21 protein-coding genes and 2 pseudogenes are annotated in these 25,841 nt (G+C 70.5%); 12 read left to right on the top strand and 11 right to left on the bottom strand.

Annotated features, from left to right (window positions below):
- From BI335_RS11135 to BI335_RS11145, 3 genes and pseudogenes are all read right to left on the bottom strand, one after another.
- Positions 1 to 418 (bottom strand): annotated as a pseudogene (locus BI335_RS11135) (hypothetical protein); the annotation flags it as partial.
- A 250-nt stretch (positions 419 to 668) separates the two neighbouring features.
- Positions 669 to 2,233, bottom strand: a pseudogene (locus BI335_RS11140) (catalase).
- A 100-nt stretch (positions 2,234 to 2,333) separates the two neighbouring features.
- On the bottom strand, positions 2,334 to 3,716 hold the full coding sequence (locus tag BI335_RS11145) for an MFS transporter (protein ID WP_094430994.1): 1,383 nt from the start codon (positions 3,714 to 3,716) through the stop codon (positions 2,334 to 2,336).
- A gap of 189 nt (positions 3,717 to 3,905) precedes the next feature.
- On the opposite strand from BI335_RS11145, the gene BI335_RS11150 reads away from it, so the two are divergent.
- Positions 3,906 to 4,334, top strand: coding sequence for a hypothetical protein (locus BI335_RS11150; RefSeq protein ID WP_094430996.1), 429 nt, complete (start codon positions 3,906 to 3,908; stop codon positions 4,332 to 4,334).
- A 128-nt stretch (positions 4,335 to 4,462) separates the two neighbouring features.
- On the opposite strand, the gene BI335_RS11155 is transcribed toward BI335_RS11150, so the two are convergent.
- The 4 genes from BI335_RS11155 to BI335_RS11170 all read right to left on the bottom strand — a co-directional run bounded on the left by BI335_RS11155 (position 4,463) and on the right by BI335_RS11170 (position 8,192).
- Positions 4,463 to 4,747 (bottom strand): acylphosphatase, encoded by a 285-nt coding sequence (locus BI335_RS11155; protein WP_094405847.1) that lies wholly within the window; start codon positions 4,745 to 4,747, stop codon positions 4,463 to 4,465.
- Positions 4,748 to 4,767: 20 nt separating this feature from the next.
- Positions 4,768 to 5,760, bottom strand: a complete 993-nt coding sequence (locus BI335_RS11160; RefSeq protein WP_094359022.1) for a patatin-like phospholipase family protein — start codon at positions 5,758 to 5,760, stop codon at positions 4,768 to 4,770.
- 115 nt (positions 5,761 to 5,875) lie between these two features.
- A complete protein-coding gene (locus BI335_RS11165) occupies positions 5,876 to 7,099 on the bottom strand; it encodes a fatty acid desaturase family protein (RefSeq protein ID WP_094430998.1) in 1,224 nt (407 codons plus the stop codon).
- Between the two features lie 13 nt (positions 7,100 to 7,112).
- Positions 7,113 to 8,192: a ferredoxin reductase gene (locus BI335_RS11170; protein WP_172421851.1), complete on the bottom strand. Its 1,080-nt coding sequence runs from the start codon at positions 8,190 to 8,192 to the stop codon at positions 7,113 to 7,115.
- Positions 8,193 to 8,281: 89 nt separating this feature from the next.
- On the opposite strand from BI335_RS11170, the gene BI335_RS11175 reads away from it, so the two are divergent.
- Both BI335_RS11175 and BI335_RS11180 read left to right on the top strand, forming a co-directional pair.
- Positions 8,282 to 8,950, top strand: coding sequence for a DedA family protein (locus tag BI335_RS11175; protein WP_229119553.1), 669 nt, complete (start codon positions 8,282 to 8,284; stop codon positions 8,948 to 8,950).
- Positions 8,947 to 9,345, top strand: a complete 399-nt coding sequence (locus BI335_RS11180; RefSeq protein WP_133626020.1) for a hypothetical protein — start codon at positions 8,947 to 8,949, stop codon at positions 9,343 to 9,345. Before BI335_RS11175 ends, BI335_RS11180 begins: the two co-directional genes overlap by 4 nt.
- Here BI335_RS11180 and BI335_RS11185 read toward each other — a convergent pair.
- A complete protein-coding gene (locus BI335_RS11185; protein ID WP_094431000.1) occupies positions 9,323 to 10,561 on the bottom strand; it encodes a pyridoxal phosphate-dependent aminotransferase in 1,239 nt (412 codons plus the stop codon). The two genes, BI335_RS11180 and BI335_RS11185, sit on opposite strands and share 23 nt — an antisense overlap.
- 10 nt (positions 10,562 to 10,571) lie before the next feature.
- The gene (locus BI335_RS11190; RefSeq protein ID WP_094431002.1) at positions 10,572 to 10,970 is read right to left on the bottom strand and encodes an MmcQ/YjbR family DNA-binding protein; all 399 of its coding nucleotides are present in this window, start codon (positions 10,968 to 10,970) and stop codon (positions 10,572 to 10,574) included.
- A gap of 58 nt (positions 10,971 to 11,028) precedes the next feature.
- Between BI335_RS11190 and fdhD the strand changes: the two genes are divergently transcribed.
- From fdhD to BI335_RS11215, 5 genes are all read left to right on the top strand, one after another.
- Positions 11,029 to 11,928, top strand: coding sequence for a formate dehydrogenase accessory sulfurtransferase FdhD (fdhD, locus tag BI335_RS11195; RefSeq protein ID WP_094431004.1), 900 nt, complete (start codon positions 11,029 to 11,031; stop codon positions 11,926 to 11,928).
- Positions 11,929 to 12,009: 81 nt separating this feature from the next.
- Positions 12,010 to 13,965, top strand: coding sequence for a penicillin-binding transpeptidase domain-containing protein (locus tag BI335_RS11200; RefSeq protein WP_166646760.1), 1,956 nt, complete (start codon positions 12,010 to 12,012; stop codon positions 13,963 to 13,965).
- On the top strand, positions 13,965 to 15,890 hold the full coding sequence (locus BI335_RS11205) for a penicillin-binding transpeptidase domain-containing protein (protein ID WP_094431008.1): 1,926 nt from the start codon (positions 13,965 to 13,967) through the stop codon (positions 15,888 to 15,890). Before BI335_RS11200 ends, BI335_RS11205 begins: the two co-directional genes overlap by 1 nt.
- 265 nt (positions 15,891 to 16,155) lie before the next feature.
- On the top strand, positions 16,156 to 17,460 hold the full coding sequence (locus tag BI335_RS11210) for a DUF1800 domain-containing protein (protein WP_094431010.1): 1,305 nt from the start codon (positions 16,156 to 16,158) through the stop codon (positions 17,458 to 17,460).
- Complete coding sequence (locus BI335_RS11215) at positions 17,457 to 18,701, top strand: DUF1501 domain-containing protein (protein WP_094431012.1); 1,245 nt, start codon at positions 17,457 to 17,459, stop codon at positions 18,699 to 18,701. The genes BI335_RS11210 and BI335_RS11215 overlap by 4 nt, the downstream gene beginning before the upstream one ends.
- A gap of 58 nt (positions 18,702 to 18,759) precedes the next feature.
- Here BI335_RS11215 and BI335_RS11220 read toward each other — a convergent pair whose 3' ends face one another.
- Together BI335_RS11220 and BI335_RS11225 are read right to left on the bottom strand one after the other, a co-directional pair.
- Positions 18,760 to 20,136 (bottom strand): HAMP domain-containing sensor histidine kinase, encoded by a 1,377-nt coding sequence (locus tag BI335_RS11220; RefSeq protein WP_094431014.1) that lies wholly within the window; start codon positions 20,134 to 20,136, stop codon positions 18,760 to 18,762.
- The gene (locus BI335_RS11225; protein WP_094431016.1) at positions 20,133 to 20,804 is read right to left on the bottom strand and encodes a response regulator transcription factor; all 672 of its coding nucleotides are present in this window, start codon (positions 20,802 to 20,804) and stop codon (positions 20,133 to 20,135) included. Before BI335_RS11225 ends, BI335_RS11220 begins: the two co-directional genes overlap by 4 nt.
- A 47-nt stretch (positions 20,805 to 20,851) precedes the next feature.
- On the opposite strand from BI335_RS11225, the gene BI335_RS11230 reads away from it, so the two are divergent.
- The 4 genes from BI335_RS11230 to cobC all read left to right on the top strand — a co-directional run bounded on the left by BI335_RS11230 (position 20,852) and on the right by cobC (position 25,831).
- On the top strand, positions 20,852 to 22,303 hold the full coding sequence (locus BI335_RS11230) for an L-lactate permease (RefSeq protein ID WP_094431018.1): 1,452 nt from the start codon (positions 20,852 to 20,854) through the stop codon (positions 22,301 to 22,303).
- A 131-nt stretch (positions 22,304 to 22,434) separates the two neighbouring features.
- Positions 22,435 to 23,955 carry a M20/M25/M40 family metallo-hydrolase gene (locus tag BI335_RS11235; RefSeq protein ID WP_094358996.1) on the top strand — a complete coding sequence of 507 codons (1,521 nt, stop codon included), beginning with the start codon at positions 22,435 to 22,437 and terminating at the stop codon, positions 23,953 to 23,955.
- Positions 23,956 to 24,150: 195 nt separating this feature from the next.
- On the top strand, positions 24,151 to 24,765 hold the full coding sequence (gene cobO / locus BI335_RS11240; RefSeq protein ID WP_094431020.1) for a cob(I)yrinic acid a,c-diamide adenosyltransferase: 615 nt from the start codon (positions 24,151 to 24,153) through the stop codon (positions 24,763 to 24,765).
- Positions 24,749 to 25,831: an Rv2231c family pyridoxal phosphate-dependent protein CobC gene (cobC, locus tag BI335_RS11245; RefSeq protein ID WP_094431022.1), complete on the top strand. Its 1,083-nt coding sequence runs from the start codon at positions 24,749 to 24,751 to the stop codon at positions 25,829 to 25,831. Before cobO ends, cobC begins: the two co-directional genes overlap by 17 nt.
- Positions 25,832 to 25,841: the final 10 nt, after the last annotated feature.

The following is a 25,841-nucleotide window of genomic DNA, read 5'->3' on the forward strand; positions in this document are numbered from 1 at the left end:
TCGGGATGCACAGCGCCCGGGCGGTGATGCAGCGCGGGTCGGGCCCGGCCGGTGCGCCGCCCGGTTCGGCCGTCTCGGTGGGCCTGCTGCTCGGGGTCGGGGTCGGCGTCGCGCAGGGGTCGGTGACCGAGGTGGGTGACGCGGCGGGGGTGCCGGGTGTCGCACCGGGGGTGGCGCTGGGCGTCGCCGTCGGGTCGGCCGTGGGAGTCGGCGTCGGTGCGCACTGCGGGGTCGCGGTCGCGGTCGCCCGCGCGGAAGCGACCGGCGCGGGTGCCGATTCGGCAGTGGGCTCTGGGGTGGCCTCGGGGGTCGCGCTCGGCGTGGGCGAGGTCGGTGCCGCATCGGCACCCGGCCCCCCGCCGACCAGCATCGCGGCCAGCACACTCAGCACGGCCAACAGCCGCAGCACGACTCTCATGGGGGTTCCTCAGGTTCTATCGACAGGTCGATCGCCATTCTTGAGTACCACTCGTCACACGTGAAACCTGAACCACACAAGGAAATGCGGGCACCATGCGCCTCCGCGGAAGATCACACCCCTGTCATTTCAGGGTTCACCCTTACGGGGCGCGGCCCAGCGCCGGCTGAGAGAGTCTTAACCAGTCGGTGAAAAAGCATTGACCCCGGGTCGAGAGTTTCGACCCGGGGTCACGCTTCGGTGCGGTTGATCAGTTGCTGGCCTGCGTCGCGCTCTCACGCTCCGCGGTCTCCAGCCGCTCGGCCGCCTCGTCGGCCTGGCCGCCGGGATTGTCCCCGGCATCGTCGGCGTTGTACGCCTGCTCGATCCGCTCACCGATGCTGGCGTCGACGTTCTTCCAGTAGTCGAAGGCGCGCTTCAGCACCTCATCGGAGACACCGCCCTTGAGGTGGCCGACCACGGTCTTCACGAACCGGTCGCGCTGGGCGTCGTCGAAGACCTCGCGGACCAGCGTGCCGGCCTGGGAGAAGTCGTCGTCCTCGGCCGAGCGCACGGTCTGCGCCCGGCGTACCAGATCACCGTCGACCTTGAACGACTCGTCGGAGACGCCGGTCTGATCGGAGAACGGAGTGCCCTGGGTGTTCGGCGCGTACATCGCCGCGTCCCCGGAGTGGTCGTAGGCCATCGGGCCGTCGTAGGCGTAGGTGTGGCCCTGGGTGCGCGGCTTGTTGACCGGCAGCTGCAGGTAGTTGGCGCCGATCCGGTGCCGGTGGGTGTCGGCATAGGAGAACACCCGGCCGAGCAGCATCCGGTCCGGGGAGAAACCGATGCCCGGTACCAGCGCGGACGGCTCGAAGGCCGCCTGCTCGATCTGGGCGAAGAAGTTCTCCGGGTTCTTGTTCAGCGTCATCTTCCCCACGTCGATCAGCGGGTAATCCTTGTGGGAAACGGTTTTGGTGACATCGAAGATGTTGACCCGGTAGCTGAAGCCCTCCTCGAACGGGATCACCTGCACCCGCAGCGTCCAGCTCGGGAAGTCGCCCTCCTCGATGGCGGTGTAGAGGTCACGGCGGTGCGCGTCGGCGTCCTCACCGGCGACCTGGAGCGCCTCCTCGCCGGTCAACCCCTCCACGCCCTGGTCGGAGTGGAAGTGGTACTTGACCCAGAACTTCTCCCCGGCGGCGTTGATCCACATGTAGGTGTGCGAGCCGTAGCCGTTCATGTAGCGGTAGGAACGCGGGATGCCGCGATCACCCATCAGGTAGGTGACCTGGTGTGCCGACTCGGGGTCAGGGTCCAGAAGTCCCACTGCATCTGGTTGTCGCGCAGACCGTTGCCACCGCGGCGCTTCTGGGAGCGGATGAAGTGCGGGAACTTCATCGTGTCGCGGATGAAGAAGATCGGGGTGTTGTTGCCGACCAGGTCGTAGTTGCCCTCGTCGGTGTAGAACTTCAGCGCGAAGCCGCGCGGGTCACGCCAGGTGTCCGGCGAGCCCATTTCTCCTGCCACGGTGGAGAATCGGGCCAGCATGTCGGTCTTCGCACCCGGCTGGAAGAGCGCCGCCTTGGTGTATTGCGAGACGTCACCGGTCACCTCGAAGGTGCCGAAGGCACCCGAACCCTTGGCGTGCACCACGCGCTCGGGCACTCGCTCGCGGTCGAAATGGGCCATCTGCTCGACGAAGTGGGTGTCGTGCAGCATGATCGGGCCGTCGGGGCCCGCGGTCAGGCTGTGCAGGTCGGATGCCGCACCGCTCCCGGTGCCGGCCAGGCTGCCGGAGGTGTTGGCATCAGCAGGGAACTGCTCCTCGGTCATGGTGGTTCTCCTTCCCTCGGTGTACCACGAGTTTTCCAGAGCCCCGACCGCGGGCCGCAGCCGGGGGTCGGGGCTCCGGAAACCCCCGATCTCCGTTCCCTTACCCAGTTGGCGCCGCGCGATCCTCGGCCACCGCGACCGGCGGGATCACGGCGGCGTCGGCCGCGGCATGCGCCCGTCGATAGGCGAACGCGACCACGCCCACCAGCACCAGGAAGACGCCGGCGAAGGCGTACAGGGCGACGAGCGGCCAGCCGGCATCGAGCAGCATCCCGACCGCCAGCGGGGACAGGATGGAACCGATCCGGCCCACCCCGTTCGCCCAACCGACGCCGGTGGCCCGTGCACTCGGCGGGTACAGGCTGGGGGCCAGGGTGAACCAGCCGACGATCAGACCGTTGCAGAGCAGCCCGGCTGCGATCGCGACCCCGATCACCCCGCCCAGCGGCGCGGCCTGCAGGGCGAGCCCGAGGCCGACGAAGGCGAGCGCGCCGAGCATCCCGTAACCGATCACCAGGCGTTCGGCGCCGAGGCGTACCGAGATGATCCCGAAGATCAGCGCACCGGTGGAACCACCCAGGGACAGCAGCAGCCCGACCAGGGCACTCTGCTCCTGGCTGTGCCCGGCGACCACGGTCAGCCGCGGCGTCCAGCCACTGAGGAAGTAGAACGCGAACTGGGAGCAGAAGAAGCCGGCCCACAGCAGCAGGGTGCGGGTGCGCAGGTGCGGGGCGAAGAGCGCGGCCACCTGGTGCAGCAGACCCGGTGTGCGCTGCTCGGTGGGTCGCTGCGGCAACTCGGCCAGCGCCGGTTGACCGAGGCGGACCGCGATCCTGTTCAAGCGCTGCAGGGCATTTCGTGGTCGCCGGGTGACCAGATAGCCGATCGACTCCGGCAGCACGACGATCACCAGCACCAGGACGACGACCGTGATCACCGTGCCGACGACGAAGATCGAGCGCCAGCCGTAGCTGCCGAGCAGGGTCGCCGCGCCGATCCCGCCGACGGTGGCCCCGATGCCGTAACCGGCGGTGAAGATGCCGACGCTCATCCCGCGCAGCCGCGGGCTGGAGTATTCGCTGGCGATCACGTTCAGGCAGGCGATCACCCCGCCGACGCCCATGCCGGTGATCAGCCGGCCGACGATCAGTTCGGCCGGGCTCTGGGCGATCGCCGAGACAGCCATCCCGATGGCATCGAGGACCAGCGCGATGATCACCGCGTTCTTGCGGCCCAGCCGGTCGGCGAGCGGGGCGAGCAGGAAGGAGCCGACGACGATGCCGAGCAGCCCGACGCTGATCACGGTGCCCAGCTCGGTGCCGGTCAGCCCCCATTCGTCGGTGATCCCGGTGGAGGCGTATGCCACCGCGGAGATGTCGAAGCCGTCCTGGGCGTTCAGCAGCAGGCACAATCCGACGATCAGCCACTGGTATCTGGACATCGGGGCGTTATCGAGACGCTCCTGCAGACTGTTGGTGGACATCCTTGTCTCCTCATCCCAACCGGACTCATCTGATCCAATATGCCCCTCAAACTAGGACATGGTCGCAAGTTTTGCGGATATTTGATCAAATATTGGACCGAGTGGGCTTCTCCTCCAACTCTCCACAGGGTCTCGACGACCGACGAAAAAGGGCTTCACCTGGCGAGCGATCGGGCGGACACTGGAAGGGTGAACTGGTGGCTCGGGCTGCTCGGGGTGGTGCTGGTGTTCACCGGCTGGGGGCTTCGCAGGATGCGTACGCCGCAGCCGGCCGCTGCCGCGTCCCCGGACCCGGATCTGCCACTGGATCCCGCCCTGGACGAGCTGTCCTCGGCGGCGGTGGTGGCGCTGCTGGAACCGGTGATCCGGCGGGCGGCGCCACTGCGCGGGATCCGCCGGGCGCCGACGACCGGCGCCACCCGGTTGCAGTTCGCCGACGGCACCGTGGTGCTGGTCCGCAGCCAGGGTGGCCAGCTGGCCATCCTGGCGATCCGGCTGCAGCACGAGTCGATCGTGCTGGTCGGCTGCCACCCGATGGGCCGCGGCGCCGAACTCGAGTTCAGCACCGGCCGGGGCCCGGTCAAGGCGCTCGCCGTCGGCCTCGATCAGGCCGACTGAGCGCCGGCGTTGCGAGCGCCATGCCGTCGTCGAGTCGGCTGATCCGGGCTTCGCGAGACACCAGAAACTGTGGTGAGACCCCTACTGCAACTGGGGTCCGGCGACAGTTGCTGGTGTCTCGCCGCCCGTTACGCCACGGAGCGGACCTCGAAGCCGGCGGGCACCTCGGCCTCCGGGTCCTCGGTGGTCTCGACCGAGTCCACCGTCGCCGGCTCGGGACCCCGATGGGCCCAGTCGACCAGCCGCTGGACGGCATCGGCCGGCCCGGCGACCAGGGCCTCGACCGACCCGTCGGAGCGGTTCGCGACCCAGCCACGGACACCCAGCCGGCGTGCCTGGTCCAGCGTGGACTGCCGGAAGAACACTCCCTGCACCTGCCCACGGATGCGTACCCGCAACGTCACCTCAGCCATCCCACCAGTGTGGACCCCGCTCAGTAGTCGGTGACGTCGAGGGCCTGCTTCGCCTTCTCCCGGCCCAGCGCGATCATCTCGCTCGCCCGATGGAAATCCAGGGTGCCGGCCGCATCGGCGGCGATGGTGATCTGCACATCCGGCGGATTCGCCGCCATCCGGTAGCGGGTGATCATCGCCTGCATCGCATCCAGCGACTGCACGATCACATCGGTGGTCTTCAGTCCCCGCGGCAGCGCTCCGAAGACCAGGTCCGGGTCCACCTCGGCGACCGCCTGCGCGGTCTGCGCGGCCTTGTCGACGACCTCCTCGGCGGCGGTCGGCAAGGCGGCCTGGTCACCGCGCTCGGCACCCCGGGCCCGCAGCCAGTCCATGTCGAGATGGCCGAAGCCGCGGCGGATCCGCTCGAACCAGGGCGCACCGGGCTCGGGCTGGCTGGACTCGCGTACCGGCGGCCCGTGGGTCGCACCGGGCAACCCCGCCAGGTTCACCGCGACGGTGAAGTCGGCGACCGAGCCGAAGGTCGCGTCGATCGGCACCGGGTTGACCAGGCCGCCGTCGACCAGCGTCCGGCCATTGATGACGACCGGGGTGATGAAGCTCGGAATCGCAATGGAGGCACGGATCGCGGCATCCAGCGGGCCGCGCTGGAACCAGACCTCGCGGCGGCTGTCCAGGTCGGTGGCGACCGCGGTGAACGGGATCGGCAACTGCTCGATCCGGGCCCCGTCGAGGATCTGGCTGACCCGGGCGATCACCCGCTCGGCCTTGATCACCCCGGGCCCGGTCAGGGCCGGGTCGAGGAGCCGCCAGACATCCCGCTGGGTCAATCCCGTCGCCCACTCGGTGAACGGCTCCAACCGGCCGGCCGCCTGCAATCCGCCGACGAGTGCCCCCATCGACGTGCCGGCGACCGATACCACTTCATGCCCGCGCTCGTGGAGTTCGGCGATCACACCGATATGCGCGTATCCGCGCGCCCCTCCCGAGCCCAGGGCCAACGCAACCCGCATACCTCAATACACCTCCGTCGCCGATCGTACGCGGCCACGGTTCAGTCACCGGCGGAGATGACGCCGCCGACAGGTCGATGACCAACCCAGGCGCTGCCCGGGGCGATCACCTGGTTCACACAGCAGGGATATGAGTTCGGAGTGATCGACCGAGCGCCGGCCGCCCCCGGCGTACGCCGAGCTTGTCGGCGACCGCGGCACCGATGGTACGCAGCCGCGAGCGCCCGACCTCCTTGTTGGGCAGGGAAAGCCGGAAGATCGTCGCCCACACCTGACCGAGCTGACGGTGGAACGGGCCGGTCACGTATTCCAGCCCGTGCCGTTCCAGGATCGCCCGGACCTTCGGCGCCACCTCGGCCAGCCGGTTGCTCGGCAGGTCGGGGAACAGGTGGTGCTCGATCTGGTGGGACAGGTTGCCGCTGAGGATGTGCAGCAATCGGCCGCCGGAGATGTTCGCCGAGCCGAGCATCTGCCGCACGTACCAACGACCCCGGGTCTCGCCGACCAGATCCTCCTCGGTGAAGGTCTGCACGTTGTCGGGGAAGTGGCCGCAGATGATGATCGAGTTGCTCCACACGTTGCGGACCACATTGGCGACCACATTGGCGGTCAGCGTGTGCAGGAAGCTCGGGCCCGACAGCAGCGGATGGACCAGGTAGTCGCGGGTGACCTGACGGCGCAGCTTGGCCAGCACCTCGCGGGCATTGCGGCGGAACTCCTCGCGATCCACCTCACCCTTCAGGTAGGGGCCGAGTCGCATGTCATAGGCCGCGATGCCGTATTCGAAGAACATCGCGTTGAGGATGGCGACCAGCGGCTGGGGCAGCGAGGCCAGCGTCCAGGGCTGCTTCTCGTCGACGCGGATGATCCCGTAGCCGAGGTCCTCGTCGCGGCCGAGCACATTGGTCCAGGTGTGATGGGTGTCGTTGTGCGAGCGCTGCCACTGCCGGACCGGGCTGATCGCATCCCAGTCCCAGGTGGTCGAGTGGATCCTGTCATCGCGCATCCAGTCCCACTGACCGTGCAGCACGTTGTGCCCGATCTCCATGTTCTCCAGGATCTTCGCGACCGAGAGTGCGGCGGTGCCGACCAGCCAGGCCGGCGGCAGGATCGAGAACAGCAGCACCACCCGGCCGGTCAGCTCCAGGCTGCGCTGGATCCGGATGATCCGGCGGATGTACGCCGCATCCTCGGCCCCGAGGTCGGCGGTCACCTCGGCTCGGATCGCGTCCAGTTCCGCCCCGATCCGGTCGATGGTCGCCTCATCGAGCGCCCGGAAGCCGGTCTCGTCGAGCCCATCGGATCGCGCGTGGTCGCGCGCCTCGAGGGACAGGGTCATCGGATCTCCTCGGTCAGTGATCGAGTTCGCAGTCACCGGCGGCAGCCGAGACGCAGGTCTGGATATGGATCGGATCCTCGTCCGCAGTGGTCAATACCCCGTTGCGCAGATCGCGAACCGCACCGCGGCGCAGCGGCACCAGGCAGCCGCGGCAGATGCCCATCCGGCACCCCGACGGCATCGGGATCCCGGCGGCCTCCCCGGCGTCGAGCAGGGGCTGGGAGCCCTCGGCGGTGACACTGCGCCCGGAGGCGGTGAAGGACACCGTGCCGCCGGCGCCGATCGCGGCGAAGGGTGCGGGCCGGAAGCGTTCGGTGTGCAACCGGTCGCCGAGCGCGTGCTCGGCCCAGTGCGCCTCGCAGGCGTCCAGCAGCCCGATCGGCCCGCAGGCCAGCACCCGGCGGTCCCGCCAGTCGGGGACCAGGGCGTCCAGCTCGCCGAGCTGCAGCATCGGTTCGGTGGCGGTGTGCCGCCAGCGCAGTCGCAGCCGGCCCGCTGCGGCGTACCCCTCGAGCTCCTCGCGGGCGATCACATCGAGCGGCCGGGGGGCGCTGTGCAGCAGCACCGCGTCGGTGAGCTCGTCGAGGTGGTTGCGCAGCATGCCGAGGATCGGGGTGATCCCGGAACCGGCGGTCAGGAACAGCACCGGGCCCGAGGTCGGGTCACCGAGGGAGAAGTCACCGGTGGCCTGGCTGAGCCGCACCAGCTCCCCCACCCGGGCGTGCCGGACCAGATGGTTGCTGACCGCACCGTCGGGGATCGCCTTGACCGTGATGGTCAGGGTGGGTGCACCGACCGGCGAGGTGATCGAGTACGCCCGGTGTTGCCGGACGCCGTCGACATCGACGCCGAGGCGCACATACTGCCCCGGCCGGTGCCCCAGCCAATCCCGCCCCGGCTGGATCTCCAGCGTGGCGGCATCGGGGGTTTCGGCCCGGATCGCGAGGATCCGGCCGCGCAGCTCGGCCCCCGGGCGCAGCGGATCGATCAGATCCCAGAAGTCCCCGGGCGCCAGCGGCGTGGCGAGCGATTCCGCGAGCCAACGCAGCCCACCGACCAGTCGGCGGCGGCGTACGCTCTGGTGGAGGCTCACATACGCAACCGTAAGCTACGGGACCGTAAGTTTCAAAAGGTGGTCTCGTGTCCCGTCTCACATTTTGTCGACTTCCCTAGGATTTCGGCGTGGGCAACTTCTTGGGGCCGCTCATCAACTGGCTGGTCGGCCTGATGCAGACCATCGGTGCGCCCGGGGCCGGGATCGCGGTCGCGGTGGAGAACATCTTTCCGCCGGTGCCCAGCGAGGTCATCCTGCCGCTGGCCGGATTGACCGCCAGCCGGGGCCGTTTCAGCCTCACCTCGGCGATCGCCTGGACCACTGCCGGATCGGTGGTCGGCGCCTGGGCGCTCTATCTGCTGGGGGTGAAGCTGGGCGTCCAGCGACTGCGGGTGTTCGCCGACCGGATGCCGCTGATGAAGGTCTCCGACATCGATCGCACCGTCGCCTGGTTCAACCGGCACGGCCGCTCCGCGGTCTTCTTCGGCCGGTTGCTGCCGCTGTTCCGCAGCATGATCTCGATCCCGGCCGGGGTGGAGCGGATGCCGTGGTGGCAGTTCACCTTCTACACCCTGCTCGGGTCGGGGATCTGGAACACCGTGCTGATCCTGGCCGGTTGGCAGCTCGGCGCGAACTGGCAGCTGGTCGAGCGCTGGACCGGGGTGCTGCAGAACGTCGTGATCGCCGTGGTCGCCATCGCCCTGATCCTCTTCATCGTCCGCCGGGTCCGCGCGCGCCGTTCTGCGCGCCACGCGGCCGAGGACTCCTCCGAACCGGCGACTAGGCTGAACGAGTGAGCCCTACCGATCTGCATCCAGCCCCCGCGCGGCGCTCGCCGACCGTGCGCAGTGCCCGCGCGATCAGCCTGGTCGCCGGCATCATCGTGGTGGCCTCGCCGGTGCTCGGCTGGCTCGGTCACACCGACTATGCCCGGACCTTCTACGGCATCCTGATCGGCACCTTCGTCGGGTTGATGGTCGGCGTCTTCGGCCCCGGCGCGGCGACCTCGCTGACCGGGCTGATCGGCGCCTCGATCCGGCCGCTGCTGGTGCTCGTCGCGCTGGCCCTGCTCGCCTGGGCGGTGATCGGGGTGATCGGTGGTCAGGACGTCCTCAACAAGACGATCAGCCTGGTCGCGGCCTCGATCATGGTGGCGGCCTGGGTGCCGATCACCCGGCTGTCGGGGCGCTGACTCCCAACCCCCGCTGGAATTCCAGGATCCGCCGGACGGCCTCGGCGACCGCCGCCGCACCGGCCGCCAGCGAGATCCGGACCGCCTGGTCACCGTGTGCGGTGTCGAAGTCCAGACCGGGGGTGATGGCCACCCGCTGCTGGTCCAGCAGTGCCTCGCACCAGGCGCGGGAGTCGGGATGGGGGCCGAGCACCGGGGTGATCGTGGCATAGAAATAGAAGGCCCCGTCGGCCGGTGCGACGTCCACCCAGCCGAGCTCGTCGAGATGGTCGAGCACCACCTGCCGGGCGGCGGCGTAGTCGGCGACCTGCGCGACCCCCTCGGCGTATGCCTGCTCGGTGAACGCCTCCACCGAGGCGTACTGCGCCGGTACCGGTGGACACAGTGACAGGTTGCCGGTGAGCGCCTCGAAGGCGCCGACCAGATCGTCGGGCACCAGCGCCCAGCCGAGCCGCCAGCCGGTCATCCCCCAGTACTTGGAGAATGAGGAGACCACGATCGCGTTGCGGTCATGGGTCCAGGCGCAGTCGCCGACCGAGGCGCCGTAGGTGACGCCGTGGTAGATCTCGTCGCTGATCAGCCGCACCCCGCGCTCCCGGCACCAGTCGGCCAGTTCGGCGAGCTGTCCCGCGGCGAGCATGGTGCCGGTCGGGTTGGCGGGCGAGGCGACCACCAGCCCGGCGAGTGGCGCCTCGGCGTACGCCCGGTCGAGCAGGTCGATGGTGGGCTGGAAGCGTTCGGCGGGGCCGCAGTCGAGTTCGACGACCTCGAGACCGAGGCTGGTCAGGATGTTCTGGTACGCCGGATAGCCCGGCCGGGCGAGCGCGACCCGGTCGCCGGCGTCGAAGGCGGCCAGGAAGCTGGTCAGGAAGGCGCCGGAGGACCCGGTGGTGATCGCGATGTTGCGGATCGGGACCTCCAGCCCGTACCAGCGGCGGTAGTGCCGGGCGAGTCCCAGGCGCAGCTCGATCAACCCGGTGGCGTTCGAGTAACCCAGCGCGGTGCCATCGGTGACCACCTCGGCGGCGCGCCGACGCACCCCCTGGGGCGCACCCGCCGACGGTTCCCCGGCGCACAGCGAGATCACCTCGATCCCGGCGGCGCGCAGCTCGAAGACCTTGTGCAGCACCGTCATCACCTCGAACGGCGGTACGGCCGCGGAACGGGCGGAGGGGTGCAGGTGCCCCGGTTGGTGGTGGCTCGGCTGCTCGGTCATGGCGCGGATGTTACGCCCGGGCGTCCAACTCCCTGACCAGCCGGGCGGTCGCGGTGTTGCGATAGGACATGTCCGCCAGTTCGGCGACCTCGGCCCAGTCCGGCGTCACGGTGCGGAAGTTGATGCCCAGCCAACCGCCCGGGCCGTAGTAGGCCGGTACGAAGAACCGTTCGTCACCGAGCAGCGCCTCGCGCTCCTCGCGATCGGGCAGGAACAGCATGGAGTCGGCGTACTCCCCGGAACCGTGATCGCCCTTGACGACACCGCCGAAGACCGCGAACACCTTCCTGGTGAAGAAGTTCGGGTGCCCGTGCGAGATCTTCTCCGCGGCCTCGGGCAGCGCCAGGCAGATCTCCCGGACCCGCGCCAGGTGCGGGTCGTCCTCGGCGAATCGCAGCGGGTGGGCCATGCGGTGATCCTGCCATGCCCGCGTACGATCGGGGGATGCGCAGCCAGGCAGGGCACTGATGGGCCGGGTCACGGTACGCCGCCCGGTCACCCGGATCACTCTCGGCGAGGGCACGTCCCGGCGCAGCGACTCGCTGACCGCCGAGGAACCGCTGGAGATCCGACTCGACGGGACGCCACTGGCGGTGACGATGCGCACCCCCGGCAACGACATCGAGCTGGCGCACGGATTCCTCGCCACCGAAGGGATCATCGCCGGCCCCGACGACGTGCTCACCGCGCGCTACTGCGCCGGCGCGGTGGAGGAACTCGACGAGCTGCTGGTCGACGGCGCCGCGGGCGATGGTCTGCGGGTGCTCGACCAGCCGACCACCCGGAACACCTACAACGTGCTGGAGCTGAAGCTCGCGCCACACGTCCCGCCGCCGGCGGTCGACCCGACCCGCAACTTCTACACCACCTCCTCCTGCGGGGTGTGCGGCAAGGCCAGCATCGACGCGATCACCCAGCAGTTGCGCTGGGACGTGGCGAGCGATCCGGTACGCCTGGACCCGGCGATCATCGCCGAGCTGCCGGACCGGTTGCGGGAGCACCAGCGCACCTTCTCCCGGACCGGCGGGCTGCACGCGGCCGGGTTGTTCTCCGCCGCCGGTGAGCTGCTGCACAGCGCCGAGGACGTGGGCCGGCACAACGCGGTGGACAAGGTGATCGGCTGGGCGCTGCTGAACGGCCGGTTGCCGGCGACCGGCTCGGTGCTGGTCGTCTCGGGCCGGGCCTCCTTCGAACTGACCCAGAAGGCCCTGATGGCGGGCATCCCGGCACTCGCCGCGGTCTCGGCGCCCTCCTCGCTGGCGGTCGAGTGCGCCGAGGAGGCCGGCATGACGCTGTTCGGCTTCGTCCGGCCACCCCGGCTCAACGTCTACACGCGCGCCGATCGCGTCATCACCGCCAGCGATTGAAACGGTCGCATACAATTGGACCCAGTTTGTCGACACCCCGCGACGGCGATGCTCCGGGGATCTGTCTGGAGGAAGTCTTTCGTGCGGACGCGTGTTCCGATCGCTCTGGCGGTCACCACGGCCACCCTGCTGACCGCCTGCGGCGGTGGTTCGGACGACGCCTCCGGCAGCCAGAGCCCGCCCGCCGCGACCGTCGAGGACGCCGCCGCAGCCGTCGCCCAGGGCCTGTCCACGGGCAGCCTGCAGAACGTGCCGCTGCGCAGCGGCGACCCCAACGCCGACCTGCCGGTGCTGCTGCGGGGGATGAACGGGCTGCTGCCCAAGGTCACCGTGCAGGACATCCGGCGGGCCGGCAACACCGCCACCGTCGACTTCGACTACAGCTGGCCGCTCTCGGCCGACTGGGCCTATGAGTCCAAGGCCACCCTGGTCGATGACAAGGGGACCTGGCAGCTGATCTGGGAACCCTCGGTGCTGCACCCCAAGCTCACCACCGGCAACCGGTTGGAGCGCAACCGCACCACCACCGAGCGCGGCACCATCACCGGCCGCGGCGCGACCGTGCTGGTGCAGAGCACCCCGCTGCAGATGCTCGGACTGAACAAGGCGGCCGTGCCCAACACCGGCGACCAGCAGTCCTCGGCCCGCACCATCGCCGACCAGCTCAACCTGGACCCGGCGGCGTACCAGCAGAAGGTCGCCGCCGCCGGCCCGAACGCCTTCGTCGACGCCGCCCCGGTCCGCACCGAGGAGATCCCCGCCAACTACAGCCGGACCAAGGGTGCCGAGTCGCGCACCGTGAATCTGCCGGCCGCCAAGTCCGCCGGGTACGCCAAGGCGCTGCTCGGCACCGTCGGCTATGCGACCGAGCAGGAGGTCGCGAACTCCGGCGGCACCATCTATCCAGGTGACGTCGTCGGCCAGAGCGGGCTGCAGAAGACCTTCGACCAGCAGCTGCGCGGCCGGGGTGGCAACAAGGTCTATCTCGTCCCCCGGGACGCCGCCCCCGGCACGGCACAGTCCGGGTCGGACAACCTGGTCGCCGATTTCCCCGACGCGCCCGGGCAGACCCTGCAGACCACGATCGACGACGACGTCCAGACCCGCGTCGAGGACGCGGTGTCGAAGGCGAAACAACCGGTCTCGATCGCGGTGGTGCGGCTCGGCAGCGGTCCCGGTGGCGGCGCGGTGCTGGCCGCCGGTGACTCCCCGCCGGCCCGCGCCAAGGACGACTCGACCACCGGCAGGCTCGCCCCCGGGCTGGGCGCCTCCCCGGTCGCCGCGCTCGCGCTGATCCGCTCCGGGGTGAAGCTGAGCGACAAGGTGACGTGCGAGCGCAGCGTCAATGTCGGCGGCCGGACCATCGAGAACCCCAAGGGGTTCAGCTACAACGGCAACTCGATGACGCTGGAGCAGGCACTGGCCCGCGGCTGCCGGACGGCAGTGGCGCAGGCCGCGTCGAAGCTGCGGCCGAGTGAGCTGGAGGGTGCGGCGAAATCCCTCGGGCTGGCCCGGCAGGCCGATCTGGGCACGCCGGTGAACCTGGGTGGTTTCCCCGCACCCAGCGGTGATCTGGCCGCTGCCGAGGCGCTGATCGGCCAGGGCGGCGAGGGTGCGGTGCAGGCCTCCCCGCTGGCGCTGGCCGTGATGGCCGCCTCGGTGCAGGCCGGCCGCACGGTGAACCCGTCGGTGGTGCCCGACCGGACGGCCGGCGCGGACGGCGTACCCCCGCTCACCGACGGTGAGGCGAAGTCCCTGCAGGCCATGATGAAGCAGTCCACCGGCTCCTACGGTCAGCTCAAGGAGGCCGTCACCGGTGAGGCGGACGGCCGCCAGATCCTGGTCGGCTACTCCGACGCCTTCGCGGTCGCGATCGTGGTCTCCGACGCCGACCAGTCCAGCGCCCCGAGCCTGTCCACCCTCGCCCGGCAGGTCACCTCCAGTTCGTCCAGCTCCACGAGCTCCTCCCGCTCCTCCGGCTCGGGCTCGTCGAGCTCGGGATCCTCGGGGTCGAGTGGCTCGCGGAGCAGCCGCTGATGCTGCGCTCGGTACGCCGACCGCTCGCGCTCGCCGGCGCGGCCGCGCTGCTGTCGGGCTGTGCGGCGAAGCTCTCCACCCCGCCGGTGCCGAAGCCACCGGACCCGGCGCCGCAGGTGCAGGCGCTGATCGACGGCCTGCAGCGCACCGACCTCAGCCAGGTGCCCGCCGACCAGGACGCCGCCGGTCAGCTGAGCGAGATCGTCCGCGGCATGGACGGCGTCAAGCCGATGGTGACGGTCACCGGGACGAAGACCGATGGTGACGTCGCCACGGTCGACCTGGACTACAGCTGGCCGTTCGCCGGCCAGCCGTGGACCTATCGCTCCACCGCGACGCTGAACTACCGCGACGGCCAGTGGGTGCTCGACTGGACCCCGCAGCTGGTCCATCCCCAGCTCGGGCTCGACACCCGGCTGGTGCACACCAACACCCCGGCCACCCGCGGTCGGATCACCGGCAAGGACTCCGCGGTGATCGCCGAGGACAAGCCGGTGCTGCGGGTCGGCATCGACAAGTCCCGGGTCGATGCGGCCCGGGTCGAGGATTCGGCCCGCCGGCTGGCCCAGGCGCTGCAGATCAATCCCGACAACTATCTGAGCAAGGTCCGCGCCGGCGGCCCGGCCCAGTTCGTCGAGGCGATCACGCTGCGCCCGGAGGCGGCGCAGAACGACAGCTGGCGGCAGATCCCCGGTGCGATCGGCGTACCGTCGAACCAGACGCTGGTCACCGACAAGGAGTTCGCGCCCGAGCTGATCGGCACCACCGGACCGGCGACACCGGAGGTCGCCGCCGCGTCGAGCTACACCCTCTTCCCCGGTGATGAGACCGGGATCTCCGGGCTGCAGAAACGCGACGATGCCCAGCTGCGCGGCAGGCCCGGGACGAAGGTGTCGCTGGTGCCGCGGACGACGCCGACCCCGGCGCCGACCGCGACGGCCACGCCCGGTACGAGCGCGTCGGCGGCCACCCCGAGCCCGGCGCCGATGAAGCCGGTCACGCTCTTCGAGGCACCGGCCCAGACCGGTGGTGATGTCGCGCTGAGTCTGGATCTCGCGGCCCAGCGGAAGGCCGAGCAGGTGCTCTCCCGGGCGTCCGGATCTGCTTCCCTGGTGGCGATCCAGCCGTCCACCGGCAAGATCGTGGCGGCCGCCAACGCGGCGGGGAACGGTGGCAATCCGGATGCGACCTTCGGCCGGTACGCCCCGGGTTCGACCTTCAAGGTGGTCACCACGCTCGCGCTGTTGCGCAGCGGGATGACCCCCGACTCCCCGGTGAACTGCACCGACACGGTGACCGTCGACGGCCGGACCTTCAAGAACTACAGCGATTTCCCGGCATCGAAGGTAGGCCGGTTGAGCCTGGCCGATGCGGTCGCGTACTCCTGCAACACCGCGTTGATCGCGGAGAGCCAGCGGATCAGCCCGCAGGCGCTGCGGGAGGCGGCGGCCAGCCTCGGGCTGGGCACCGACTACGACGCCGGCTTCTCCTCCTTCTTCGGCTCGGTACCCGATCCGGCCAATGTCGTCGGCAAGGCCGAGTCGCTGATCGGCCAGGGCACCGTGGAGGCGTCACCGATGGCGATGGCCGCGGTCGCCGCCTCGGTGCAGGCCGGGCGTACCGTGATCCCGACCCTGGTCGCGGGGAACCCGCCGCCGCAGCCGAGCCGGCCGCTGACCGCCGACGAGGCGTCCGCGCTGCAGCGGGTGATGCGACTGGTGGTCTCCCAGGGCACCGCGAGCTTCCTCTCCGGCACCGCCGACGGCGCCAAGACCGGTACCGCCGAATACGGCACCGCGACCCCGCCGCGCACCCACGCCTGGATGATCGCCTACCGCGGCGATCTCGCCGTCGCCGTCTGGGTCAACGACGGGGAATCCGGTTCGAAGACCGCCGGCCCGCTGATCCAGGCCTTCCTCCGCTGACGTTCATCGAGTAGCCGACCATGCGCAGCGAAGCGGAGCAATGGTCGGCGTGTCGAGATGAACCAGATCTTCTCGACACGGTCGCTGCGCGACCTGCTCGAAGACCGTGCGAACCCGCTGGGTCGCTGCGCGACCTACTCGAAGACCGTGCGAACCCGCTGGGTCGCTGCACGACCTGCTCGACGGCCGGGTGAACCTGTTGGATGGCTGAAGAACGGACCGTACCCGCTGTCCGGCGACCCCACCGCGTACCAGCATGGTTGCCATGCCCCAACTGTCCGAAGCCCAGGCGGTCACCCGACTGCTCGACCGGTACGCCTTCTCGGCCACCCCGGCCGAGCGGGAGCGTGCCCAGCAGGCCGGTTTCCGGCAGACGCTGACCACGCTGCTCACACCGAGCGGTGATGATCCCGGCGCCGCGGCCACCCCGCCGCCGACGCTGCAGCCGACACCGAAGCGGGACCGGAACGACCAGGACAGCAAGCTCGCCTACGCCAAGGTCCAGCAGACCAACCGCACCGCGCTGATCCGTTGGTGGCTGGCCCGGATGGTCGCCGCCGAGCACCAGGGGGTGGAGAAGCTGACCTGGTTCTGGCACGGGCACTTCGCGACCAGCTTCGCCAAGGTCCGCCCGGTCGCGCTGATGCTGCCGCAGAACGAGACCTTCCGCCGCAACGCGCTCGGCGATTTTCCCACCCTGGCGAAGGAAATGCTGACCGACCCGGCGATGATCGACTGGCTGGACGGGGAGAAGTCGACCCTCAAGGCACCGAATGAGAACCTGGCCCGCGAGTTCATGGAACTGTTCACCCTCGGTGTCGGCCAGTACAGCGAACAGGATGTCCGGGAGGCCGCACGCGCGTTGACCGGTTGGGTGATCACCGGTGAGCGCGCCGTGCTGCAGCCGAAGCGGCAGGATCGGAAACCGAAGACGATCCTCGGTCGGACCGGAAACTTCGACGCGGCCGGGTTCGCCGACGTGGTCCTGCAGAAACCGGCATGGACGACCTTCGTCCCGCAACGGCTCTGGTTCCGGCTGGTCGGCGACCACCCGATCCCCGACGACGTGCTCGCCGGCCTCCCGCGGACTTTCGGCAGCGGATCGGTGGCCTCGGTGCTGACCGCGGTGGCGAGCGGACCGGCCTTCCGGGACGACCGCCATGCGCTGGTGAAGTCCCCGGTGGAGTGGCTCGTCGGTCTGCTGCGGGTGCTCGGCGTCCGGCCCCAGGACTGGTCCGATGACGACCTGGCCAGGGTGCAGCGCGCCCTGCGGGCCATGGGCCAGGTGCCGTTCACCCCGCCGAGTGTCGGCGGCTGGCCCTCGGACCAGCTCTGGTTGAACACCGGGACGGCGGTGGCACGGGCCACCCTGGCCGATCTGGTGGCCGCCCGGGCGGGTTTCGTGAAAGAGGCAGCGAAGACCAGCGCTGATGCCCGGATCTCGTTGCTGGCAACGACTTTCGGCGTCACCTGGACCGAGCGGACCAGGGCCGCACTGCAACAGGCCGACAGACCCCAGGCGATGCTGGTGACGGCCGCCTGCTCTCCCGAGGTGGTGGTGTCCCGATGACTTTCTCCCGACGCAAGTTCCTCACCTGGTCAGGGGTTGCGGCCGGTGCCGGCGCCCTGGCCGCCGGCGGCGGTTACGCCTGGACCCATCCCGACGTGCTGCGTCAGGCGGCCATCGACTCACCGCTGGATCCGCGGTCCGGGGTGCTGGTGCTGGTGACCCTCTATGGCGGGAACGACGGGTTGAACACCGTCATCCCGGCCGCCGACAGGGCCTACCAGGATGCCCGCCCGGACCTGGCGTACCAGCCGGGTGAGGTCCTCGACCTGGGCGACGGGCTCGGCCTCAACCCGGCGATGACGGGCCTGAAATCCTTGTGGGACAGCAAGGAGCTGGCGATCGTGCGCGGGGTCGGCTATCCGCAGCCGGACCGCAGCCACTTCCGTTCGATGGCGATCTGGCAGACCGCGGACCCGCGTACGCCCCAGCCGAGCGGTTGGCTCGGTCGCTGGCTCGATGCCACCGGTGACCCGCTGCAGGCGGTCTCGGTCGAGCCGGTGCTGCCACCGGTGCTGGTCGGCTCCCGGACCGCGGCGGCCTCCTGCCCACCGAAGGGATTGCAACTGGGCAAAGGGCCGACGGCGAATCCGCTGGCGATGCTCGGCCGACCCGATCCGGCGGACTGTCCGCTGCAGGCCGCCGCGGCACGATCGCTGAGCGAGGTGGCACGGATCGGCGTCGCGCTGGATCCCTCGGTGGCCCGAGCGCGCGAGGAGGCCCAGGCGCCGCAGGGGCAGGGGTCGGGCACCGGGACCGGTGGGCAACAGGCCCTGGAGCAGCAGCTCGACCTGGTCGCGGCGATGATCGAGCTCGGCGTACCGTCGCGGGTCTATTCGGTCTCGCTCGGTGGCTTCGACACCCATGCCGGCGAAAAGGCCAGCCTGGAAGGGCTTCTCGGGCATCTGTCGGACTGCCTGTCCCGCTTCCAACAGCGGCTGAACGGTACCGAGCGGGGCAAGCAGGTGGTGACGATGGTGCATTCGGAGTTCGGCCGGCGGGTTCGGGCGAACGGTTCGGACGGGACCGACCACGGAACGGCGGGTCCGATGTTCCTGATGGGCCGCGGGGTGCGGCCGGGTTTCCACGGCGATCAGCCCAGCCTCACCGATCTCGACAACGGCGACCTCAAGTCGAACCTCGATTTCCGGCAGGTGTACGCCAATCTGCTGACCCGGGTGCTGGATGCCGATCCGGCGCGTTTCCTTGCTGGCTTCAACAAGGAGCTTCCCGTCATCTCCTGATCACTGGGGTTCATCTCGACACGCTCGCTGCGCGAGCTACTCGATGAACGAGAGGGCGTCACTGCGCGAACTGGTCGGTGAGCGGGAGGGTGAGCACGAAGCGGGCGCCGCGGCCGGGTTCGGCGGGAGCGCAGATCACCTCACCGCCGTGCGCCCGGGCGTACCCGCGGGCGATGTTCAGCCCCAGCCCCGATCCGGCGCCGACCTCCTCACCGCGCAGCCGGACCATCCGGTGGAAGATCCGCTCGCGCTGGTGATCGGGTACGCCGCGCCCGGAGTCGGTGACGGTGAGCACGGCGGTGTCCCCGTCCTGCGCCAGGCCCAGCTCGATCCACCCACCCGGGCCGCCCACTGCGGCGTACCGGATCGCGTTGTCGACCAGATTCCGCAGCGCGCCCGCCACCCGGTCGGCGTCGCCGATGATCGCCAGGTCGGCCAACCCGACCCGGTGCACGGTCACCGCCGGTCCCGCCAGCTCGACCCGTTCCGCCTCCGCACCAACCAGCGCACCCAGCGATACCGGCCCCCGGTTGAGATCCAGCCCGGCATCGATCCGTGCCAGGTCGAGCAGCGAGGACACCATCGCCCCCGCCCGCTGCGCCTCGCGGGCCAGCAGCAGCTCCAACTGCTGTCGCTCCGCCGGCGACGACTCGGTGAGCAGCGCCTCGCTGGCCGCCTGGATCCCGGCCAGCGGGGTACGCAGCTCGTGGGCGGCGTCGGCCAGGAAGGACTGCATCCGCTCCGCCGACCCCTGGGCGACCTGCTCGGCCTCCCGGGCCCGCAGCTCGGCACCCTCCAGCTCGTCGAGCATCTGGTCGACAGCGGTCGCGGTGGCACCGATCTCGGTCCGCGGGTTGGTCGGCCGCAGCCGGACCCCGCGCTCCCCGCCCGCGATCCGGCGGGCCGAGCCGGCCATCCGTTTCAGCGGCCGGAGCGCGAACCAGGTCGCCAGCCAGGTGAGCAGACCGCCGAGCAGCAGCACCACCGCGGCGGCGATCCAGAGCGCCCGCTGCACCGCCGCCGACGAGGCGTTCGTCGCCGCCAGGTCGGCGGTCACGGTGAGGGTCGCCCCCTCATACGCCGCCCGGCCGCCCTGCAGCGTCGCCGTGCGGGCCCGTCCGGGCCGCTCGGGTTCCGGGCCGGACTGGTAGCGCTGCCCGCCACGCAGCACCAGTTCCACCTGCAGCTCCCGGCCCGACACCCGATCCGCCAACCCCTGGGGGCCGATCGGGGTGCGGGCCAGCTGCTGGGCCAGCCCGATCCGCTGGTTCACCAGCGTGGTCACATCCCGGCGCGCCTGGGCGGTGTAGATCTGGCCCACTGTGGTCACCAGCACCACCAGGGTGACCGCGAGCACCGCCAGCATGGCCAGCAGCACCCGGGTCCGCAGGCTGGCGGCCGGCAGGGGTGCCTCGGTACGGGGTGGTTCGGTCACGACTCCCCCAGCCGATAGCCCTCGCCGCGCACGGTGTGCACCACCCGCGGGCCGTACCGCTCCAGCTTCCTGCGCAGCGTCGACACGTGCACCTCCACCACATTGGCGTCGTATCCGTGATAGCCCCAGATGCTGGTCAGCAGCTGTGACTTGGGCACCACCCGGCCGACCTGGCGGGCGAGCAGTGCCAGGATCCTGCGTTCGGTCGCGGTGAGCTCGACCGGTACGCCGCCGCAGCTGACCCGGGTGGCCTCGTCGGCGATCGTCAGCTCGCCGATCGTGACGCTGGCGCCGATCGCCCCGGTACGCCGCAGGATCGCGTGACAGCGGGCGATCGCCTCGACCATCGCGAACGGCTTCACCAGATAGTCATCCGCACCCTCGGCCAGCCCGCGGACCCGGTCGGCCATCGTGTCCCGGGCGGTCAGCATCAGCACGCCGGCCCTGCTGTGCGCCCGGATCACCGGCAGCAGATCGAACCCGTCCCGGCCGCCGGGGAGCATCACATCGAGCACCACCAGTTCCGGCGCGAAGTCCGCCAACCTCGCCTCCACCCCGTCCCCCGAGGCCAGCTCACCGACCTCGAAACCCTGCCCGCGCAGCGCCGAGCGCAGGGCGAGGCGGATGGCGTCGTTGTCCTCGACGACGAGGATGCGGCTGGCTCCCATGTGTCCATGGTGCCGTTCGGCCGGGGTCTGCTCGGTAGGCTCGGCCGGTGCAATTCACCACTCTGCTGGCGGCGCTGCCGCTGCTGGTCGCCGTGCTCGCGCTGGCGCTGCGGATGAAGGCACTGACGGCGGCCCTGCTCTCCCTCACCGCCGCCGTCCTGCTGGGGTTGACGCTCTTCCGGGCGCCGGCCGCCGGCTGGTCCGCGGGCCTGCTCGGACTGGCGCCGACGATCGCCGAGGTGCTCGCGGTGCTGTTCGGCGGGGTGCTGCTGAATCGGGTGCTGGACCGGGTCGGCGCGCAGGCGACGATCGCCGCCTGGGTGGAGCGCAGCGGCGCCGGACAGCGGGAGCGGGCGGCGTTGCTGCTGGTCTTCGGGCTCACCCCGTTCGCCGAATCGGTGACCGGTTACGGGCTCGGTGCGATGGTCGCGGTCCCGTTGCTGCGGCATCTCGGTTTCGACCGGACGCGTTCGCTGATCCTGGCCCTGTTCGGGCTGTTCCTGACCACCTGGGGTGCGCTCGCACCCGGTGCGCTGGTCGCCTCCGCGCTCGGCGGGGTGGGTGAGATCGAGCTCGGGGTGCGCAGCGCCCAGCTCGCCTGGCTGCCGATTCTGCTGACCGGGTTGGCCACCCAGGCGCTCTGCTACCGCCGACAGGCGCTGCGGGTGACGCCGCTGCTCGACGTGCTGCTCATCGGCGCGGTGCTGTGGGGCGTACTGGTGGCGACGAACTGGCTGCTCGGTCCGCCGCTGGCCGGGGTGCTCGGTGCGCTGGCGGCGACCGCGGTGGCGCTGCTGCGGTTCCGGCTGGCCGGTGCCCGGGTCGGTCTGGATCGCGAGACCGCGGCAGCCCTGCTGCCCTATCTGGTGCTGGTCGTCGGGTTGCTGGTCAGCGGTATCGCGCTGCGGGTGACCGGGACCGGCGGGGCCTGGCAGCTGCTCGGGCTGGGGTCGCTGTGGCTGGTGGTGGCGAGCGCGGTGGCGCTGCGCCAGCACCACAGTTCGGCGGCACTCGTCCGATCCGATCTGGTCGCCTCGGTACGCCGCTGGTGGCCGGTCGGCAGCGCTACCGCCGGCTTCCTGCTGCTCGGCGCGGTGCTCACGCTGACCGGGATGAGCGCGGCGGTGGCGACCGGGTTGGCCCAGCTCGGCCGGGGTTATCTGTTCCTGGCGCCGTTCGTCGGCGGCCTGGGCGGCCTGGTCAGCGGCACGGTGGTCGGTGCGAATGCGATGTTCGTGGCCAGCCAGGCGCAGGCCGCGCACGCCATCGGCGTACCCGCTCTGGAACTCGTCGCCATCCAGAACCTCTCCTCCGGCGTACTCACCATGGCCGCCCCGACCCGGGTCGCCCTGGCACTGGTGCCGGCGGCCGACGGGGCCGGTGCGAAGGACTCCGCGGACCCGCCGCCGGACCTCGGTCACGCGCACCGCTGGCTGCTCGGGCTCTGCCTGATCACGCTGCTCGGGCTCGGCGGATTGGCCCTCACCGTCGGCTTCTGACGGACAAGTGACCCATTCGTGACCTGAGACTCCTCTCATTGCGCTGGCCCACTGTCTGCCGCGGGTCATAGGTTGCTGTGATCCCGGTCACAAGCCGGGCCATCCCATCAAAGACGACGAGGAGACACCCCGTGCGCATCCGCCGCCGATCAACCGCGCTCGCCGCAGCGCTGACAGCCACCGCACTCGCCGGATCGGGGCTCGCCGCAGCTCCGGCCTCCGCCGCACCCAATCCGAACTCGGGCGAGAAGATGGCGAGGGCCGTCTCCACCGACACCGCGATGCAGCACCTGAACCAGTTCCAGGCGATCGCCGACGCCAACGGTGGCAACCGCGCCGCCGGCACCCCCGGCTACGAGGCCTCCGCCCAGTATGTGGAGAAGACCCTCGCCGCCGCCGGGTACACCACCACCCGGCAATACTTCGACTTCATCTTCGAGCAGGTGAACGCCACCTCGCTGGACGAGGTCTCGCCGACCGCCCGCTCGGTGGAGCACACCCCGATGAGCTACTCGCCGTCCACCGGACCGGCCGGGGTGACCGCCGAACTGGTGGCCCCCGCGGTCGCCACCGGCTGCGACGCGAGCGAGTGGGGCGGCGTGGACGCGACCGGCAAGATCGCCCTGATCAGCCGGGGCACCTGCTCCTTCGGCCAGAAGTCGGCCGCGGCGAAGGCCGCCGGCGCCTCGGCCGCGATCATCTACAACAACACCGACGGCGCCCTGAACGGCACCCTCGGCGCCCCCGGTGACAACTACGTCCCGACCACCGGTGTCACCCAGGCCGAGGGCCAGACGCTGGTCGCCAAGATGGCCAGCGGCCCGGTGGTGATGAAGTTCGTGCTCGACAAGGTCGTCGAGGAGCGCCAGACCTTCAACATCTTCGCCGAGACGAAGACCGGCCGCACCGACAACGTCGTGGTGCTCGGCGCCCACTTGGACGGCGCCTATGAGGGCCCCGGGATGAGCGACAACGCCTCCGGTGCCGCCACGCAGCTGGAGACCGCGGTGCAGCTGGGCCGGGCGAACAAGGTCAACAACAAGGTGCGGTTCGCCTGGTGGGGTGCCGAGGAGCTGGGCCTGCTCGGTGCGACCTACTACGTCAACGATCTGGTCGAGAACAACCCGGCCGAGTTGCAGAACATCGCCGGCTACCTGAACTACGACATGGTCGGTTCGCCGAACTACATCATCGGTGTCTACGACGCCAACCAGTCGACCTACGAGGCCCCGGTTCCGGTGCCCGAGGGTTCGGCGGCGCTGGAGAAGATCTTCACCGACCGCTTCGATGCGATCCAGCAGCCGTGGGTGGACACCGAGTTCTCCGGTCGCTCCGACTACCAGCCGTTCATCGAGAACGGCATCCCCTCCTCCGGTCTGTTCACCGGTGCCGATGGCACCAAGACCGCTGAGGAAGTCGAGATGTTCGGTGGCACCGAGGGCATCCTCTACGACCCGAACTACCACACCGCTCAAGACGACATCAACAACATCAGCCGGGAGGCGATCGACATCAACCTCAAGGCGATGGCCTACGCCGCCGGGACCCTGGCGTACGACACCTCGATGGTGAACGGCAAGGCCAGCAACGGCAAGTCGGGCAAGCCGAAGAAGGTCCGCCCGGGCACCCCGATGGGCAAGGCCGCTTCCTGATCGTCTGGGTCCCCGGCGCTTCGGGGTGCCGGGGGCCCGGACTTTTTCCGGCGCGCCGTCCATTTTCAGCGCGGCCAACTACTTCAACTTTTGATTGTCTGCTAAAAATAATGTCGGTCGGACCCGCTCTCCCCCCGAGGAGCGGGTCCGATCCCGTTTCCGCGTCGAGTGACATCCGGGGTTGAGGAGTACGCCATGGCCGAGGGCGAGCCCGATCAGATCCCCGAGGACGGGCTGACCACCCGGCAGCGCCGCAACCGGCCACTGCTGGCCGTCAACACCGGTGAGGGCAAGGGCAAGTCGACCGCCGCCTTCGGATTGGCGCTGCGCGGCTGGCACCAGGGCTGGTCGATCGCGGTGTTCCAGTTCGTCAAGAACGGCAAGTGGCGGATCGGTGAGGAGGCCGCGCTGCGTGCCCTGGGCGGGGTGCACGAGCAGACCGGTGCGGGCGGGCCGGTGGACTGGCAGATCATGGGCGCCGGCTGGTCGTGGAGCCGCAAACAGGGCACCGAGGACGATCACGCGGCCCAGGCGGCCGAGGGCTGGGCGGAGGTGAAGCGCCGGTTCGCCGCGCAGCGCCACGGCCTCTACGTGCTGGACGAGTTCACCTATCCGATCACCTGGGGCTGGCTGGACATCGACGACGTCTGTTCCACGCTGGCCGACCGACCGGGATTTCAACATGTGGTGATCACCGGGCGGGGTGCCCATCCGCGGCTGGTCGAGCAGGCCGATCTGGTCACCGAGATGACCAAGGTCAAGCACCCCTTCGACGCCGGCCAGAAGGGTCAGCGTGGCATCGAGTGGTGAGGATCCGCTGCGCTGGCACGGTGACGACGAACTGGGTGCCGGGCCAGCCGGTGCGCTGATCGATCTGGCGGTGAACGTCCGCCGGCCCGCACCACCGGCCTGGTTGGCGGAGGTGCTGGCGGGGACCATCGGCGAACTGGGCGCCTACCCCGACGCCGGACCGGCCCGCCGCGCGCTGGCCGCGCGGCACCAGGTGGCGGTGGAGCAGGTGCTCCCGACCGCCGGCGGCGCGGAGGCCTTCACCCTGGTGGCCCGTGGCGCGGGGGTACGCCGGGCCGCGGTGGTGCATCCGCAGTTCACGGAGCCGGAAGCCGCGCTGCGGGCCGCCGGGGTGCCGGTCGAGCGGGTGCTGCTGCCCGGGCCGGACTTCGCGCTCGACGCGGACCTGGTGCCCGCGGACGCCGACCTGGTGGTGGTGGGAAACCCCACCAATCCGACCGGGGTGCTGCATCGGGCCGCGACGCTGCGCGCCCTGGCCCGGCCGGGCCGGGTGCTGCTGGTCGACGAGGCCTTCATGGACGCGGTCCCCACGCTGGTTGAGCGAGCGAGGAACGAGCGAGTCGAAACCACCCCCACCGAACCCGAATCCCTGATCGCCCCGGTGATGCCCGGCGTACTGGTGGCGCGCTCGCTGACCAAGACCTGGGGGTTGGCCGGGATCCGGGCCGGGTACGCGGTCGGCGACCCCACGCTGATCGACCGGCTGGCGGCGCAGCAGCCGCACTGGTCGGTGTCCACTCCGGCCCTGGCCGCGATGGTGGCGACGAGCAGCCCCGAGGCGCTGGCCGAGGCCGGACGCGAGGTGGCGTCGATCGCCGAGCAGCGGGCGCACCTGGTGACCCGGCTGCGGGAAGCCGGGCTCGAGATCGTCGGCGGGCGGAGCGCACCGTTCGTGCTGGCCCGGGGGCCGGTGGGGCTGCGGGAGCGGCTGCGGGCGGAGGGGTTCGCGGTCCGGCGCTGTGACACCTTCCCCGGTCTGGACGAGCGGTACCTCCGGCTGGCGGTCCGCGAACCGGCGGTCAGCGATGCGCTCGCGGCCGCGCTGGGCCGGGCCCTGGGGCACTAGGCTGCGAGGG

It is taken from the genome of Enemella evansiae, assembly GCF_002250705.1.
Lineage (GTDB): Bacteria > Actinomycetota > Actinomycetes > Propionibacteriales > Propionibacteriaceae > Enemella > Enemella evansiae.